This window comes from Pradoshia eiseniae (genome assembly GCF_002946355.1).
Lineage (GTDB): Bacteria > Bacillota > Bacilli > Bacillales > Pradoshiaceae > Pradoshia > Pradoshia eiseniae.
The window spans coordinates 227,358-243,035 of sequence record NZ_PKOZ01000003.1 but is presented as its reverse complement, the minus strand read 5'-3'; the positions used below and the strand labels follow the sequence as shown (position 1 = coordinate 243,035).

At 44.0% G+C, this 15,678-nt stretch carries 13 protein-coding genes; all 13 read left to right on the top strand.

The genetic code is table 11. The annotated features are described in order from the left end of the window. Positions 1 to 68: 68 nt before the first annotated feature. The 13 genes from CYL18_RS08090 (at position 69) to CYL18_RS08030 (ending at position 15,590) form a co-directional block, all read left to right on the top strand. Positions 69 to 4,388 (top strand): PolC-type DNA polymerase III, encoded by a 4,320-nt coding sequence (locus CYL18_RS08090; RefSeq protein ID WP_104848980.1) that lies wholly within the window; start codon positions 69 to 71, stop codon positions 4,386 to 4,388. 156 nt (positions 4,389 to 4,544) lie between these two features. Beyond that, the gene (rimP, locus tag CYL18_RS08085; RefSeq protein WP_104848979.1) at positions 4,545 to 5,018 is read left to right on the top strand and encodes a ribosome maturation factor RimP; all 474 of its coding nucleotides are present in this window, start codon (positions 4,545 to 4,547) and stop codon (positions 5,016 to 5,018) included. Between the two features lie 29 nt (positions 5,019 to 5,047). Then, complete coding sequence (gene nusA, locus CYL18_RS08080; RefSeq protein WP_104848978.1) at positions 5,048 to 6,172, top strand: transcription termination factor NusA; 1,125 nt, start codon at positions 5,048 to 5,050, stop codon at positions 6,170 to 6,172. Positions 6,173 to 6,195: 23 nt separating this feature from the next. Further along, a complete protein-coding gene (gene rnpM / locus CYL18_RS08075) occupies positions 6,196 to 6,471 on the top strand; it encodes an RNase P modulator RnpM (RefSeq protein ID WP_104849077.1) in 276 nt (91 codons plus the stop codon). 5 nt (positions 6,472 to 6,476) lie between these two features. After that, on the top strand, positions 6,477 to 6,779 hold the full coding sequence (locus CYL18_RS08070; protein WP_104849076.1) for a YlxQ family RNA-binding protein: 303 nt from the start codon (positions 6,477 to 6,479) through the stop codon (positions 6,777 to 6,779). A gap of 19 nt (positions 6,780 to 6,798) precedes the next feature. After that, complete coding sequence (gene infB / locus CYL18_RS08065; RefSeq protein ID WP_104848977.1) at positions 6,799 to 9,090, top strand: translation initiation factor IF-2; 2,292 nt, start codon at positions 6,799 to 6,801, stop codon at positions 9,088 to 9,090. Then, on the top strand, positions 9,087 to 9,365 hold the full coding sequence (locus CYL18_RS08060) for a DUF503 domain-containing protein (RefSeq protein WP_104848976.1): 279 nt from the start codon (positions 9,087 to 9,089) through the stop codon (positions 9,363 to 9,365). Before infB ends, CYL18_RS08060 begins: the two co-directional genes overlap by 4 nt. 12 nt (positions 9,366 to 9,377) lie before the next feature. Beyond that, positions 9,378 to 9,737, top strand: coding sequence for a 30S ribosome-binding factor RbfA (rbfA, locus tag CYL18_RS08055; protein ID WP_104848975.1), 360 nt, complete (start codon positions 9,378 to 9,380; stop codon positions 9,735 to 9,737). 64 nt (positions 9,738 to 9,801) lie between these two features. After that, entirely contained in the window at positions 9,802 to 10,728 is a 927-nt protein-coding gene (gene truB, locus CYL18_RS08050; protein WP_104848974.1) for a tRNA pseudouridine(55) synthase TruB, read from the top strand. A 38-nt stretch (positions 10,729 to 10,766) separates the two neighbouring features. Next, a complete protein-coding gene (locus CYL18_RS08045; RefSeq protein WP_104848973.1) occupies positions 10,767 to 11,711 on the top strand; it encodes a bifunctional riboflavin kinase/FAD synthetase in 945 nt (314 codons plus the stop codon). Between the two features lie 125 nt (positions 11,712 to 11,836). Then, positions 11,837 to 12,106 carry a 30S ribosomal protein S15 gene (rpsO, locus tag CYL18_RS08040; protein ID WP_104848972.1) on the top strand — a complete coding sequence of 90 codons (270 nt, stop codon included), beginning with the start codon at positions 11,837 to 11,839 and terminating at the stop codon, positions 12,104 to 12,106. Positions 12,107 to 12,312: 206 nt separating this feature from the next. After that, on the top strand, positions 12,313 to 14,427 hold the full coding sequence (gene pnp, locus CYL18_RS08035; RefSeq protein WP_104848971.1) for a polyribonucleotide nucleotidyltransferase: 2,115 nt from the start codon (positions 12,313 to 12,315) through the stop codon (positions 14,425 to 14,427). Positions 14,428 to 14,645: 218 nt separating this feature from the next. After that, a complete protein-coding gene (locus CYL18_RS08030; protein ID WP_201741260.1) occupies positions 14,646 to 15,590 on the top strand; it encodes a polysaccharide deacetylase family protein in 945 nt (314 codons plus the stop codon). The last annotated feature ends 88 nt before the right edge of the window (positions 15,591 to 15,678 follow it).

Genomic DNA, 15,678 nt, shown 5'->3' with positions numbered 1-15,678 from the left:
GTTATAAAAATCTGAGGTATGTTATAATGACTAGACGAGTATGAGAATGACTTTTGGGAGAGATTGATATGGAAGAGAATTCTCGCATGAAACAAGATAAATTCAGGACGCTTCTTCAACAGCTCCAGCTGACTGAGGATGCCGTCGTACAGCATTTTCATAACGCTGAAATTGATAGGGTGGTCATCGAAAAGGTTGCCCGGAAATGGCATTTCTTCTTTAGCTTTGACCAGTTAATCCCTTGCAGCGTTTGGACGCGTTTTACGACACAATTAATCCAATCTTTCTCGCCAATTGCCTCTGTAGGGTATTCCGTAACGGTAAGAAATCCATTGCCGACCAAGGAATTAATTATAGAATATTGGAAGAATTGTATAGGAGAAATAGATGGAATCTCACCTGCGATCCTGGAGCTTCTTCATGGGCAAAGCCCTACGGTAGAAGGGAATAAATTAATTATCAAGGCAAGGAATGAAGCGGAAGCCGGACAGCTGAAAAGAAAGTATGCAGGATTGATATCAAATGTGTATCAAGGCTTTGGTTTTCCTCCGCTCCAGCTCGATGCGGTTGTGGACGCTTCTATATTCAGCGATGAGATGGAAATCTTCCGGAAGAAAAAGCAGGAAGAGGACGAAGCGAAAGCGATGCAGGCTGTACAGGAGATGAAGAAAGCAGCCGAATCGAAGGATGATGTGCCTTATGATGACGGACCGCTTGTCATTGGCTATAAAATTAAACCGGATGCGGACTTTAAGGCGATTGATGAAATTGTCGAGGAAGAACGTCGCATTGCGATTGAAGGCTATATTTTTGACGCGGAAACACGCGAATTGAAGAGCGGCAGAACCTTGCTTACCTTCAAGATTACGGACTACACAAATAGTATCCTTGTTAAGGTATTCTCACGTGACAAGGAGGACGCAGTCCAATTGGCACGCGTCAAAAAAGGTATGTGGGCACGAGTGCAAGGAAGCGTTCAAAATGATACCTTCGTCCGTGACTTAGTTATGATTGCTAATGATATTAATGAAATTGTCGGCAAACATCGCATCGATCAAGCTCCAGAAGGCGAGAAGCGCGTTGAGCTTCATCTGCATACTCCGATGAGCCAGATGGACGCTGTAACGCCTGTATCAGCGCTTGTTGCTCAGGCGGCAAAATGGGGCCATCCGGCCGTTGCCGTCACAGATCACGCCGTTGCCCAATCCTTCCCTGAGGCTTATTCAGCCGGGAAGAAGAACGGGATTAAAATTTTGTACGGGGTTGAGGTAAACCTGATAGATGATGGTGTGCCGATTGCCTATAACGCTAAAGACCTCGTTTTAGAAGACAGCACGTATGTCGTCTTTGACGTTGAAACAACGGGTCTATCAGCTATTTATGACACAATTATCGAGCTCGCTGCTGTCAAGATGAAAAACGGGGAGATTATTGACCGCTTTGAGTCATTTGCGAACCCGCATCATAAGCTATCCTCGACGACGATCAATTTAACAGGCATTACCGATGATCTAGTCGAAAATGCGCCGGAAGTGGATGAGGTGCTGACGAAATTCAAGGAGTGGGCTGGCGACAGCATTTTTGTTGCCCATAACGCAAGCTTTGATATGGGCTTTTTGAATATGGGCTATAAGAAGCTCAATTTCGGCAAAGCTGAAAATCCAGTCATTGATACGCTTGAATTGGCGCGTTTCCTTTATCCGGATATGAAGAATCATCGTTTGAACAATTTAGCGAAGAAATTCGATGTCGAGCTCGTTCAGCATCACCGTGCCATCTATGATGCAGAGACAACAGGCCACTTGCTTATGAAAATGCTGAAGGATGCGAATGAGAAAGGCATTGTTAACCATAATCAGCTGAATGACAATATGGGACAAGGGAAGGCGTTTCAGCGTGCCAGACCTTATCATTGCACTTTGCTGGCGCAAACGGAGGAAGGCTTGAAGAATTTATTTAAGCTTGTCTCCATTGCACATTTGAATTATTTCTATCGCGTTCCACGTTTGCCAAGGTCCATTCTAACGAAATACCGGGAAGGAATTCTCGTTGGCTCAGGATGCGATCGCGGGGAAGTATTTGAGAATATGATGCAGAAATCATTTGAAGAGGCAGAGGAAGCGGCGGAGTTTTATGATTATCTGGAGGTGCATCCGAAAGAGGTTTACGCTCCCCTCATTGAAATGGAGCTCGTGCGCAATGAGAAAGCGCTCGAATCCATCATTTCGAATATCGTAAAGATTGGTGAAAGGCAAAACAAGCCGGTCGTTGCGACTGGAAATGTTCATTATTTGAACCCTAATGATAAAATCTACCGTAAGATTTTGATTAACTCTCAAGGCGGTGCCAATCCGCTGAACAGACATTCCTTGCCGGATGTCCATTTCCGCACGACAGATGAAATGCTTCATGCCTTCTCCTTCCTTGGGGAGGAAAAAGCGAAGGAAATCGTTGTGGCTAACACGCATAAAGTGGCAGATATGATTGATGAAATCAAGCCGATTAAGGATGATCTATATACACCAAAAATCGAGGGGGCGGATGAAGAAATTCGTTCCATGAGCTATGGCAGAGCAAGAATGATTTATGGAGAAAATTTGCCTGAGATCGTAGAAGCTAGGCTTGAGAAGGAACTGAAGAGTATCATCGGCCATGGATTTGCCGTTATTTATTTAATTTCTCATAAGCTCGTTAAGAAGTCCCTTGATGATGGATATCTTGTTGGCTCGCGTGGTTCCGTCGGTTCTTCATTCGTTGCGACAATGACGGAAATTACGGAGGTTAACCCGCTTCCGCCGCATTATGTTTGCCCAAAATGCAAACAATCGGAATTCTTCAATGATGGCTCAGTCGGTTCAGGCTTTGATCTGCCAGATAAGGAATGTCCGGATTGTCATGTTCCATTCATTAAGGATGGACATGATATCCCGTTTGAAACCTTCCTTGGATTCAAAGGAGATAAGGTACCGGATATCGACTTGAACTTCTCAGGGGAATACCAGCCGCAGGCCCATAACTATACGAAAGTGCTCTTCGGAGAAGATTATGTGTATCGTGCTGGAACAATTGGCACAGTCGCTGAGAAGACAGCTTATGGATATGTGCGCGGCTATGCCAATGACAATAATCTTCATCTCCGTTCAGCTGAGGCTGACCGTTTAGTCAGCGGCTGCACCGGTGTTAAGAGAACAACTGGCCAGCACCCGGGCGGGATTATTGTTGTGCCGGATTATATGGATATCTATGATTTCACCCCTATTCAATACCCGGCAGATGATAGTGAATCTGAGTGGAGAACGACACACTTTGATTTCCATTCCATTCACGATAATATTTTGAAGCTGGATATTCTCGGTCACGATGACCCGACTGTTATTCGGATGCTCCAGGATTTAAGCGGAATCGATCCAAAGACAATTCCGACTGATGATCCGGAGGTTATGAAAATCTTCAGCTCGCCTGAGGTGCTAGGCGTCACAGAAGAGCAAATTAATTGTAAGACCGGAACACTCGGTGTGCCGGAATTTGGAACGCGATTTGTCCGTCAGATGCTTGAGGACACGAAACCGACGACGTTTGCAGAGCTCGTGCAAATTTCCGGGCTTTCCCATGGGACAGACGTATGGCTTGGCAATGCACAGGAACTGATACAGGAGAATATTTGTAACCTGAGTGAAGTAATCGGCTGCCGTGATGACATCATGGTCTACCTGATTTATCAAGGACTCGAGCCGTCACTTGCCTTCAAAATCATGGAGTCTGTCCGTAAGGGTAAGGGATTGACAGAGGATATGGAAGAGGAAATGCTGAAGAATAAAGTGCCGGCCTGGTATATTGGATCATGCAAGAAGATTAAATACATGTTCCCGAAAGCCCATGCTGCAGCCTATGTTCTGATGGCCGTCCGGATTGCTTATTTCAAGGTCCATCACCCGCTTCTTTATTATGCGGCATACTTTACAGTCAGGGCAGAGGATTTTGATATTGATGCAATGGTTAAGGGCTCGCAAATGATCCGTTCGCGCATTGATGAAATTAATCAAAAGGGTCTTGATGCAAGCACGAAGGAGAAAAACCTTATGACCGTGCTTGAGCTTGCCTTGGAAATGTGTGAACGCGGCTTTAGCTTCCAGAAGGTTGACCTGTATCGCTCAAGTGCAACAGAATTCATCATTGACGGAAACACGTTGATTCCGCCGTTTAATTCAATACCAGGACTTGGAACGAATGCCGCCTATAATATTGTGAAAGCTAGAGAAAAGGGCGAATTCTTATCCAAGGAAGATTTACAACAACGAGGCAAGATATCCAAAACTATCTTGGAATACTTGGATAACCATGGATGCCTTGAAAATATGCCTGATCAAAACCAGCTATCCTTATTCTAGGAAAGGCACGGTTATTTGCAAATTCGATAACTTTATGTTATATTCAAGTAAGAATTACTGCTGATACGTATGTGCTAAAGAGTGGGGAAACCCACTCTTTCGTTTGTATTAGGATGCTATTAGAGTCGCATACATAGGCCGTAAAGGAGTGAAGGTATGAGCAAGAAAGTAACGGAGATCGTCGAGGAAATGGCTGCCCCAATCCTTGAAGAGTTAAACCTCGAGCTCGTGGAAGTGGAATATGTGAAAGAGGGCAGAAACTGGTTCCTTAGAGTGTATATCGATAAGGACGGAGGCGTGGATATTGAGGAATGCGGCCTTGTTTCAGAGAAGCTGAGTGAACAGCTTGATGAAAAAGACCCAATTTCCAATAATTACTTCCTGGAGGTATCTTCCCCTGGCGCTGAGCGCCCATTGAAGAAAGACCGGGATTATATAAAAGCAATCGGCAAGAATGTCCATGTCAAAACGTATGAGCCGATTGACAATGAAAAAGAGTTTGAAGGCATCCTGAAGGATTTTGATGGTTCTCAGGTTACGCTCGAAATCAAAATTAAAACACGTAAAAAAGAGCTTGTGATTCCCTATGATAAGATTGCGAAGGCAAGGCTTGCCGTCAGCTTTTCATAAGGTGTAGATTTTAGGAGGGGATTAGTAAAATGAGTAATGAATTACTCGATGCACTGACTATTTTAGAAAAGGAAAAAGGCATTTCAAGAGATGTGCTTGTAGAAGCGATTGAAGCCGCTCTTGTATCGGCTTATAAGCGTAATTTCAATCAAGCGCAAAATGTGCGCGTGGATTTCAATCTGATGAATGGATCCATGAGGGTGTTTGCCCGTAAAGAAATCGTGGATGAAGTATTTGACTCCCGTCTTGAAATTTCCCTTGATGAAGCCAAAAGCATCAATCCAAACTATGAGCTAGAAGATGTGGTGGAGCTTGAGGTTACACCAAAGAACTTTGGGCGTATTGCTGCACAAACGGCTAAACAGGTTGTTACTCAGCGTGTGCGCGAGGCTGAAAGAGGAATCGTATATAACGAATTCATCGACCGTGAAGAAGATATCATGACAGGAATTGTTCAACGTCGTGATTCTAAATATATCTATGTCGCTCTTGGCAAAACGGAAGCCTTGCTTCCAGCAAATGAACAAATGCCGAATGAGAGCTACCAGCCGCATGAGCGATACAAAGTATTTTTGACAAAGGTTGAGAAAACATCTAAAGGACCGCAGATTTTTGTATCCCGCACACATCCTGGCCTATTGAAGCGTTTATTTGAACTCGAAGTGCCGGAAATCTTTGATGGTACGGTTGAAATTAAATCTGTTGCACGGGAAGCTGGAGATCGCTCTAAAATCTCTGTGCACTCCGATAATCCGGAAGTTGATCCGGTCGGGGCATGTGTAGGTCCAAAGGGTCAGCGTGTTCAAGCCATCGTTAATGAATTAAAAGGCGAGAAAATTGATATCGTCAAATGGTCTGAAGATCCAGTCGTATTTGTTGCGAATGCGCTCAGCCCATCGAAGGTGCTTGAAGTTATCGTTAATGAAGAAGAAAAAGCTACAACGGTAATCGTTCCTGACTATCAATTATCGCTTGCAATCGGTAAGCGCGGACAAAATGCCCGTCTTGCGGCTAAGCTGACTGGCTGGAAGATTGATATCAAGAGTGAGACAGATGCGCGTGAATCTGGCATCTATCCAGTCGTACGCGACAGTGAAGAAGAAATGGAATTCACCGGGTTTACTTTTGGGCTCGATGACGATGGTGAAGAGTAAAAAGCATTGGTGAGGTGATGATGGTGAACAACCGTAAAAAGATACCGCTCCGGAAATGTATCGGCACCGGTGAAATGAAGCCTAAGAAGGAAATGATCCGGATTGTTCGTTCCAAGGAAGGAGAGGTTTCAATCGATCCAACCGGAAAGAAATCCGGACGGGGAGCTTACTTGAGCCTTTCTGAGGAAGCCATTAACGCTGCCAAGAAGAAAAACAGCCTGTCTAATCATTTGGATGCTGATGTGCCTGCTTCCATTTATGATGAACTATTGGAAATGGCGGCCAAGGAGAAAAAATGACGACAATGAATGAAAAGAAATGGATGTCCCTTTTGGGACTTGCATATCGAGCGAGAAAAGTTATTTCCGGGGAAGAATTGGTTGTAAAAGAAATTCGCGCCAATAGGGCGAAATTAGTCTTGTTATCCAAGGATGCTTCTGCTAATACGGAAAAGAAAATCACCGACAAATGTCATTTTTATGGAGTGCCGCTTCGAAAGGTTGAAAATCGCTCCATTCTTGGTGAAGCGATTGGAAAAGAAGCGAGAGTGGTAGTCTCTATACAAGATGAGGGATTTGCACAGAAATTAAACTCCTTGCTCGATTAACTAATTCGGGGGTGAAGGAATGGGTAAAGTACGTGTATATGAATACGCGAAGAAGAACAATGTATCTAGTAAAGTAGTGATTAATAAATTGAAGGATATGGGGATCGAGGTCAGTAACCATATGACCGCTTTAGAGGATAATGCTGTTGAGAGGCTTGAGAAATTATTTAACCCTGCTCCGGCTAAATCACAGCCTTCAACGAATGCTGCACCAGCTAGAAACAATCAACACCAGAACCAAAACCGAGTGAATCAGAACGGGCAACAGAATAGACCGCAGCAAAATCGTGGAGGGCAAGGAAACCCAAGGCCATCCACTAGTACGGCGCAAGGTCAAAAGCAAACCCAATCTGGGGGAAGAAACAGCCAGAACTCAAATCAAAATACAAAGAATAAACCGGCAACTAAGGGTAATGAAGGGAAAAAAAGCGTGCAAGATAATCAAAGAAGAGGAAACTTCAAAAATAATAGAAATAATAAAAACAAGCGTGGCAACCAACGCCATCAAAATAAATCTCAGCATCAGCCGACACCAAGGAAAGAACGTGAATTACCAGAAAAAATTACGTTTACAGAATCTCTTTCTGTCCTTGAATTGAGTAAAAAGATTTATCGTGAACCGAGCGAAATCATCAAAAAATTATTCATGCTTGGTGTAATGGCAACCATTAACCAAGAGTTGGATAAGGATGCGATTGAATTAATCTGCGCAGATTACGGTGTAGAAGTAGAAGAAATCATCAAAGTAGACGTAACCGATCTTGAAGCGGTTATCGCAGAAGACGAAAACCCAGAAGAAAACACAGTAGAACGTCCAGCGGTTGTAACGATCATGGGGCATGTTGACCATGGTAAAACGACGTTGCTTGATGCTATTCGTAATACAAAGGTAACTGAAGGCGAAGCTGGCGGTATTACCCAGCATATCGGTGCCTACCAAGTAGAGGTTGACGGCAAAGCGATCACCTTCCTTGATACACCAGGACATGCCGCGTTTACAACAATGCGTGCCCGCGGAGCTCAAGTAACAGATATCACCATTATTGTCGTTGCAGCTGATGACGGTGTTATGCCGCAAACAATTGAAGCGATCAACCATGCAAAAGCTGCTGAGGTGCCAATTATCGTAGCGGTCAACAAGATGGATAAAGAGGGCGCAAATCCTGATCGTGTAAAACAAGAGCTGGTAGAAAATGGCCTAGTACCGGAAGAGTGGGGCGGGGATACTATCTTTGTTCCAATGTCTGCAAAAAAAGGCGAAGGAATCGATCAATTGCTTGAAATGATTTTACTTGTCAGTGAGGTAAATGAATATAAAGCGAATCCTAACCGCAAAGCGATTGGTACGGTCATTGAAGCTGAGCTTGACAAAGGCCGTGGCTCTGTTGCGACTCTATTAGTGCAAAACGGTACACTTCGCATCGGTGATCCAATCGTTGTCGGCGATACTTTCGGTAAAGTACGTGCTATGGTCAACGACCTTGGCCGCCGTGTGAAGGAAGCTGGTCCATCTACACCGATTGAAATCACTGGTTTGAATGAAGTGCCTCAAGCCGGAGACCGTTTTGTCGTATTCGCTGATGAGAAAACAGCTCGTCAAGTCGGGGAAGCACGTGCGCAAAAGCAAATTCTTGCGTCTCGTAATGAAAGCTCCCGTGTTACACTTGAAAACTTGTTTGATCAGCTTAAGCAAGGTGAAGTAAAAGAAATTAACATCATCGTAAAAGGTGACGTACAAGGATCTGTCGAAGCCGTCGCTGCTTCCCTTCAAAAAATTGAAGTTGAAGGCGTGAAGGTAAAAATCATCCATGCTGGCGTAGGTGCCATCACGGAGTCTGATATCATCCTTGCTGCGGCATCGAATGCGATTGTTATCGGCTTTAACGTTAGACCTGATGTGAATGCTAAACGTGCGGCTGAATCCGAGAAAGTGGATGTACGCTTACACCGTATCATTTATAAAGCGATTGAAGAAATCGAAGCGGCAATGAAAGGGATGCTTGATCCTGAATTCGAAGAAAAAGTAATCGGCCAAGCAGAAGTTCGCCAAACAATCAAGATTTCTAAGGTCGGAACAATTGCCGGAAGCTATGTAACAGACGGCAAAATTACACGTAATAGCGGTATTCGCCTTATCCGTGAAGGCATCGTTATCTTTGAAGGTGAGCTGGATACACTCAAGCGCTTTAAGGACGATGTGAAGGAAGTTTCACAAGGATATGAATGTGGTATCACAATTAAGAACTTCAATGATATTAAAGAAGGCGACGTCATTGAGGCATATGTAATGGAAGAAATTAAGCGAGCATGATTGGCGCCGCGGAATGTGAATGTCTGATTCCTGATGTGCATTCATTGAAGGAAAAAAGAGCCGTTCTGCAAAGAGTCATAACACGGCTGAAACAGAAATTCAATACTTCTGTCGCAGAGGTGGACTTTCAGGATACGTGGCAGCGAACGGTAATTGCTATCGTCGTTGTCTCTTCCTCTAAGGCCGCAACAGAAAAAGAATTGCAAAAGGCGATTGCCTACTTGGATTCTTTTCCTGAAATCGAACGAACGCTTACATCAATAGAATGGTTTTAAAGAGGTGAGAATATGAGCCTTAGATCGACACGTGTCGGGGAACAAATGAAGAAAGAGCTTAGCGATATCCTCGGCCGCAAACTGAAAGACCCAAGGGTAGGATTTGTGACGGTCACGGATGTGGAAGTATCTGGCGACCTGCAGCAAGCGAAAGTGTTTATCTCTGTTTTAGGAGACGCTGAAAAGAGATCAGACACTCTCAAAGGTTTAGAGAAAGCAAAAGGATTCATTCGGTCAGAATTGGGACAACGAATTCGTCTGCGCAAGACACCTGAATTATTGTTTGAATTTGACGAGTCCATTGATTATGGTAATCGAATCGAAAGCCTTCTCCACCAAATTCATAAAGAAGAGAAGAATGAGGAAGAGTAGGATAGACATATTTGTCTATCCCTTTTCTCTATGGGCGAAATTTTTTGTGAAATGATGTGATGAAGTGAATGAATTAAATGGAATCCTCATCCTGAATAAGCCAGCTGGGGCAACCTCTCACGACTGTATCATTAAGGTGAGAAAAATCCTCAGGATGAAAAAGGTCGGCCATACAGGTACACTAGACCCTGACGTGACAGGCGTTTTGCCGATTTGCCTTGGCAAAGCAACCCGGGTAGCTGAATATATTACCGATGCCGGCAAGGAATACATAGGGGAAGTAACGCTTGGCTGGTCCACGACAACAGAGGATGCCTCAGGCGATATCGTCGCTCGGAAAAAAGTGGACAGGAGGATAAAGCGCGAGGAAATCCTGAAGGTGCTGCAGTCACTTACAGGGGAAATAACCCAAACGCCGCCGATTTATTCTGCCGTTAAGGTGAATGGGAAACGCTTATATGAGTATGCGCTTAAAGGCCAGGAAGTCGAAATCCCTTCAAGAAAGGTTCAAATCTATGAGATTGAACTTTTAGATGGCCGGGATATTTTCGAAGGTGAATCCATTTCATTCAAATTCCGGGTTGCCTGCGGAAAAGGGACCTACATCAGGACCTTATCCTGCATGATCGGGGAGCAATTAGGCTTTCCTGCGCATATGTCTAAATTAGTGCGCTCAAGGTCAGCGCGCTTCACCCTCGATGATGCAATCAGCTTAGAGGAATTGACTGAGCTAGCCGGCAAGGGAGAAGTCCAAGAGGTTTTAAGACCTATTGAAGAAGGAATAGTGGATTTGCCGAGGATTAGCGTGTCAGCGGCTTTGGCAGGAAGAGTTCAAAATGGAGCGGTTCTGACAGTCCGCGATCTCATGGCCGAAGGTGTGAATAGCCCATTTGCCGTATTGGATGAACAAGAGAAGCTGTTGGCTGTTTATCAGCACCACCCGGAAAAGAAAGGGTTATGCAAACCTGTTAAAGTTATTCCAAATGTATAGTAAACTATTTGTGGAGACTAGATAAAAGGGGAATCATTATGGAAATAATCAATATTCATCATCCCCATGCTTTCAATGGGGATGAATTTCCCCCATTGGCCATTGCGCTTGGCTATTTTGACGGCGTCCATGCCGGACACCAAAAAGTCATCCAAACGGCTATTGAAGCGGGAAAAGAAAAAGGACTGCATACCGCTGTTATGACATTTGACCCTCATCCTTCTGTCGTTTTAAACAAGGAAGTCAAGCATGTCAGGCAGCTTACGCCCATGAAGGAAAAAGTGGAGCTCCTCGAGCAAATGGGCATTGACTATTTATTTATCGTGCATTTCACGAAGGAATTTGCGAGTTTGAGTCCTCAATCCTTCGTTGAGAAATATTTAATCTCCCTGAATGCCAAGCATATCGTGGCTGGATTTGACTATACATACGGCCATCGCGGTAAAGGAACAATGGAGGATCTGCCGCATTATTCCGAAGGGAAATTAGCACAAACAATCGTTTCAAAACAGGAGCTGGATGCTGAGAAAATAAGCTCTACGAGAATACGGAAGGAACTTCTCGCCGGGAATATGGAAGAGACCGCTCGCCTTCTTGGTAGAGGATTCACTGTGAAGGGGCATGTAATTGACGGTGAAAAGAGAGGACGGCTGCTTGGCTTTCCAACTGCCAATATTGAGGTCGGCAAGGATTATTACTTGCCTGGCGTAGGTGTATACTGCGTTAGAATGCTCGTAAAAGGCGCTTGGCATAATGGTATTTGCAATGTAGGCTATAAACCTACCTTCCATTCGGTAAAGGATGAGATACCGACTGTAGAGGTCCATCTATTAGATTTCGAGGATAATATATATGGTGAAGATGTCTGTATTGAGTGGAACACAAGAATACGAGACGAGAAGAAGTTTGAAGGTCTTGAGGCTCTTGTGGCACAGCTCGAGAAAGACAAAAAGTGTGCGATAGAATATTTCGAAAACTTCTAAGTACTTGCTTTTTCAAGCGGATAGTAGTATTCTAATAAACGTATTAAATGAACCTTTCCTTGGCTGTGCGCATCACCAACGCCTGCTCAGGAACAGGGGATTGAAAAATTAGGAGGTGAATTAGGATGGCATTAACGCAAGAGCGTAAAAATCAGATCATCAATGAGTACAAAACTCATGAGAGCGACACTGGGTCTCCAGAAGTTCAGATCGCTGTCCTTACTGAACAAATCAACACTTTAAACGAACACTTACGCATGCACAAGAAAGATCACCACTCTCGTCGTGGCCTTTTGAAAATGGTAGGTAAACGTCGTAACTTACTTACTTATTTGCGTAACAAAGACGTTACTCGTTATCGCGAACTAATCAACAAGCTTGGTTTACGTCGATAATCTACTCAGAAAAAGCGGGATTTATCCCGCTTTTTTGTTATACATAGAGGGTAATAGCCCACTTTGTGGACACTTTAGCTTTTTAAACTGGGCAATAATAGAGTATACTAATAGTAATTTGGTGTTAAAATCCCACTTTTGTCTGCAAGGACAAAATATTAGGATAAATTATGTATGTTAACGCAGTAGAGAGGAGTTTTGAAGAAATGGAGCAAACAAAACGCACATTTTCTTTAGATTGGGCAGGCCGTCCATTGACGGTAGAAATTGGCCAATTAGCAAAGCAGGCTAATGGCGCTGCCTTAATTCGTTATGGCGACTCGGCAGTATTAAGCACAGCCGTTGCGTCAAAAGAACCGAAGAATCTTGATTTCTTCCCATTAACCGTAAGTTATGAAGAAAAATTGTATGCAGTAGGAAAAATCCCTGGAGGATTTATTAAAAGAGAGGGCAGACCGAGTGAAAAGGCTGTATTAACAAGCCGTCTGATTGACCGTCCAATTCGCCCGCTATTCGCGGATGGATTCAGAAATGACGTTCAAGTGGTCAGCATGGTTTTATCAGTCGATCAGGATTGCCCGACTGAAATGGCTGCTATGTTTGGTTCTTCCCTTGCTTTATGTGTATCAGACATTCCATTCGAAGGCCCGATTGCAGGTGTTATCGTTGGCCGCGTGAATGATGAATTCGTTATTAACCCGACAATTGAGCAGCTTGAGAAGAGTGATATTCACTTGACAGTTGCCGGAACAATGGATGCCATCAATATGGTTGAAGCTGGAGCAGATGAAGTGCCGGAAGAAACAATGCTTGAGGCAATTATGTTTGGACATGAAGAAATCAAGAAATTGATTAAATTCCAGCAGGAAATCGTTGAAGCTGTCGGAAAAGAAAAGCGCGAGATCGTTCTTTATGAACTAGATCAAGCTTTAGTGGAAGAAGTTAAAGGCATGTGCCTGGAGGAAATGAACGCAGCGGTTCAGGTTCAGGAAAAGCATGCGCGTGAGGATGCCATTACTGCAGTAAAAGAGAAGGTTCTTGCTGTATTTGAAGAAAGAGAAGCTGATGAGGATACGGTTAAGCAAGTAAAAGAAATCCTCAGCAAATTAGTGAAGGATGAAGTACGCCGTTTAATTACGGAAGAAAAGGTTCGTCCAGACGGAAGAAACCCGGAAGAGATTCGTCCGCTTTCATCTGAAGTTGGTCTGTTGCCTCGTACACACGGCTCTGGACTATTTACTCGCGGACAGACTCAGGCGCTTTCTATCGCGACGCTAGGGGCTCTGGGAGACGTTCAAATTCTTGACGGCCTTGGCCTTGAGGAATCAAAACGCTTCATGCACCACTACAACTTCCCGCATTTCTCTGTTGGTGAAACTGGACCTATCAGAGGACCGGGCAGACGTGAGATCGGACATGGAGCATTGGGTGAACGTGCTCTTGAGCCTGTTATCCCGAACGAAAATGATTTCCCTTACACAATTCGTCTTGTGTCAGAGGTGCTTGAATCCAACGGCTCCACGTCACAAGCTAGTATTTGCGCAAGCACATTAGCCCTAATGGATGCTGGTGTTCCGATTAAAGCCCCAGTTGCTGGAATCGCTATGGGTCTGATCAAGCAAGGTGAACATTATACTGTCCTATCTGACATTCAAGGAATGGAAGATCACCTTGGCGATATGGACTTCAAAGTAGCAGGAACGAAAAAAGGTGTTACAGCCTTGCAGATGGATATCAAGATTGCTGGACTTACGCGCGAGATTTTGGAAGAAGCTCTTATGCAAGCTCAAAAAGGACGCAATCATATTCTTGAGCACTTAATGAGCACGCTTGATGAGCCGCGTGAACAGCTTTCTCAATATGCTCCGAAGATCTTGACTATGACCATCAAGCCGGATAAAATTCGGGATGTTATTGGACCAAGCGGAAAACAAATCAATAAAATCATCGAAGAGACCGGTGTTAAGATTGATATTGAGCAAGATGGAACAGTCTATATCGCTTCTACCAACCAAGAGATGAACGAAAAAGCGAAAAGCATCATCGAAGACATCGTACGTGAGGTTGAAGTTGGCCAAATGTATCTAGGTACCGTTAAGCGCATTGAGAAGTTCGGCTGCTTCGTCGAAATCTTTAAAGGAAAAGATGGACTTGTTCATATTTCTGAATTGGCTGAGGAACGTGTCGGAAAAGTTGAAGATGTCGTGAAGATTGGAGACGAAATCCTTGTCAAAGTAACAGAAATCGACAGACAAGGCAGAGTAAATCTCTCAAGAAAAGCAGTCTTGAAGGAACAAAAAGAAAAAGCAGAACAGCAGTAATGCAATTGACGGCTAGGAGACACATGTTTCCTAGCCTTTTCATTCATCTCGTGAGCATTATCGGGCGGCTTCAAAGCCAGTCTTCAGATAGCCGGCCTTGGCAGCGGCAGAATTAGCAGGGCATGTTCATGCCAGTATGTAAGCTAAAGAGAAGTTCTAACCTGTCCAATCCCCTCATACATTCTCATTATAGGGGGGAGTACACCGTGAATAAAAAAATGTCGCAATTTCTTGCAATATGTACCATCGGCGGTTTATCATGGGTGTTGGTGCAAAATCCATGGACAGATAGTTATCTCGCCGGCATAAAAAGAGAGCCGGCAAAGCTTGTTTCTGTTAATGACCGTTTGTATGAAGAAATACAACAAGCTTCAGAAAAATATAATGAAAAGCCTGCCGATGCTGTCATTGACCGTGTTTGGAAAAAGACGCCTGGGTACAATGGGATCGAAATTGATGTGAATAAATCCTATAAAAGGATGAAAGCAAAGGGTATTTTTAACGAAAAGCTGCTTATTTTCAAGGAAACCTCCCCTGCAGTCCATCTAAAGGATTTGCCGCCATCGCCCATTTATAGGGCCAATCCTAAGAAGCCTTCTGTTTCTTTTATTATTAATGTGGCTTGGGGGAACGAATATATAGGCTCCATGTTAGACACATTAAAAAAGCACCATATTAAGGCAACGTTCGTACTTGAAGGACGTTGGGTCAAGAACAACCCAGAGATGGCAAAAACCATTGCCAAAGAAGGGCATGAGCTCGGCAATCATTCCTATACACATCCCGATATGAAAAACCTTTCGATGCAAGCCTCTGTGAAGGAAATTGAGGAGACAAATAAAGTCATTCAAGAGGTAACAGGAGTTAAACCGGCTTTGTTTGGACCGCCAAGCGGAAGCTTTAATGATACGACTGTCAAAGCGGCAGCCAGCTTGGGGATGGAAACAATCCTCTGGACGGTAGATACGGTAGATTGGAGGAAACCAGCCCCTGAGGAATTGATCAACAGGGTCGTGACAAAGCTTCATAATGGAGCTCTCGTGTTAATGCATCCGACAGACCCGACTTCAAAATCACTGGAGACCTTAATCACATCCACAGAGAAAAATTACAAGATTATGCCAGTGGGCGAGGCACTTTCTGAAAGCCGAAGCAAGCGATAATTTCTTACCCAATTAGGGAAGTATTCTCTAATTTACGGTGATTTGTACATACATAATGGGTATGGTTATAAAGAGCAACATGAATAGG

Coding starts and splice junctions, on each gene's coding strand:
- CYL18_RS08090 (WP_104848980.1), top strand. CDS start 69: ATGGAAGAGAATTCTCGCATGAAACAAGATAAATTCAGGACGCTTCTT.
- rimP (WP_104848979.1), top strand. CDS start 4,545: ATGAGCAAGAAAGTAACGGAGATCGTCGAGGAAATGGCTGCCCCAATC.
- nusA (WP_104848978.1), top strand. CDS start 5,048: ATGAGTAATGAATTACTCGATGCACTGACTATTTTAGAAAAGGAAAAA.
- CYL18_RS08070 (WP_104849076.1), top strand. CDS start 6,477: ATGAATGAAAAGAAATGGATGTCCCTTTTGGGACTTGCATATCGAGCG.
- infB (WP_104848977.1), top strand. CDS start 6,799: ATGGGTAAAGTACGTGTATATGAATACGCGAAGAAGAACAATGTATCT.
- CYL18_RS08060 (WP_104848976.1), top strand. CDS start 9,087: ATGATTGGCGCCGCGGAATGTGAATGTCTGATTCCTGATGTGCATTCA.
- rbfA (WP_104848975.1), top strand. CDS start 9,378: ATGAGCCTTAGATCGACACGTGTCGGGGAACAAATGAAGAAAGAGCTT.
- CYL18_RS08045 (WP_104848973.1), top strand. CDS start 10,767: ATGGAAATAATCAATATTCATCATCCCCATGCTTTCAATGGGGATGAA.
- rpsO (WP_104848972.1), top strand. CDS start 11,837: ATGGCATTAACGCAAGAGCGTAAAAATCAGATCATCAATGAGTACAAA.
- pnp (WP_104848971.1), top strand. CDS start 12,313: ATGGAGCAAACAAAACGCACATTTTCTTTAGATTGGGCAGGCCGTCCA.
- CYL18_RS08030 (WP_201741260.1), top strand. CDS start 14,646: ATGTCGCAATTTCTTGCAATATGTACCATCGGCGGTTTATCATGGGTG.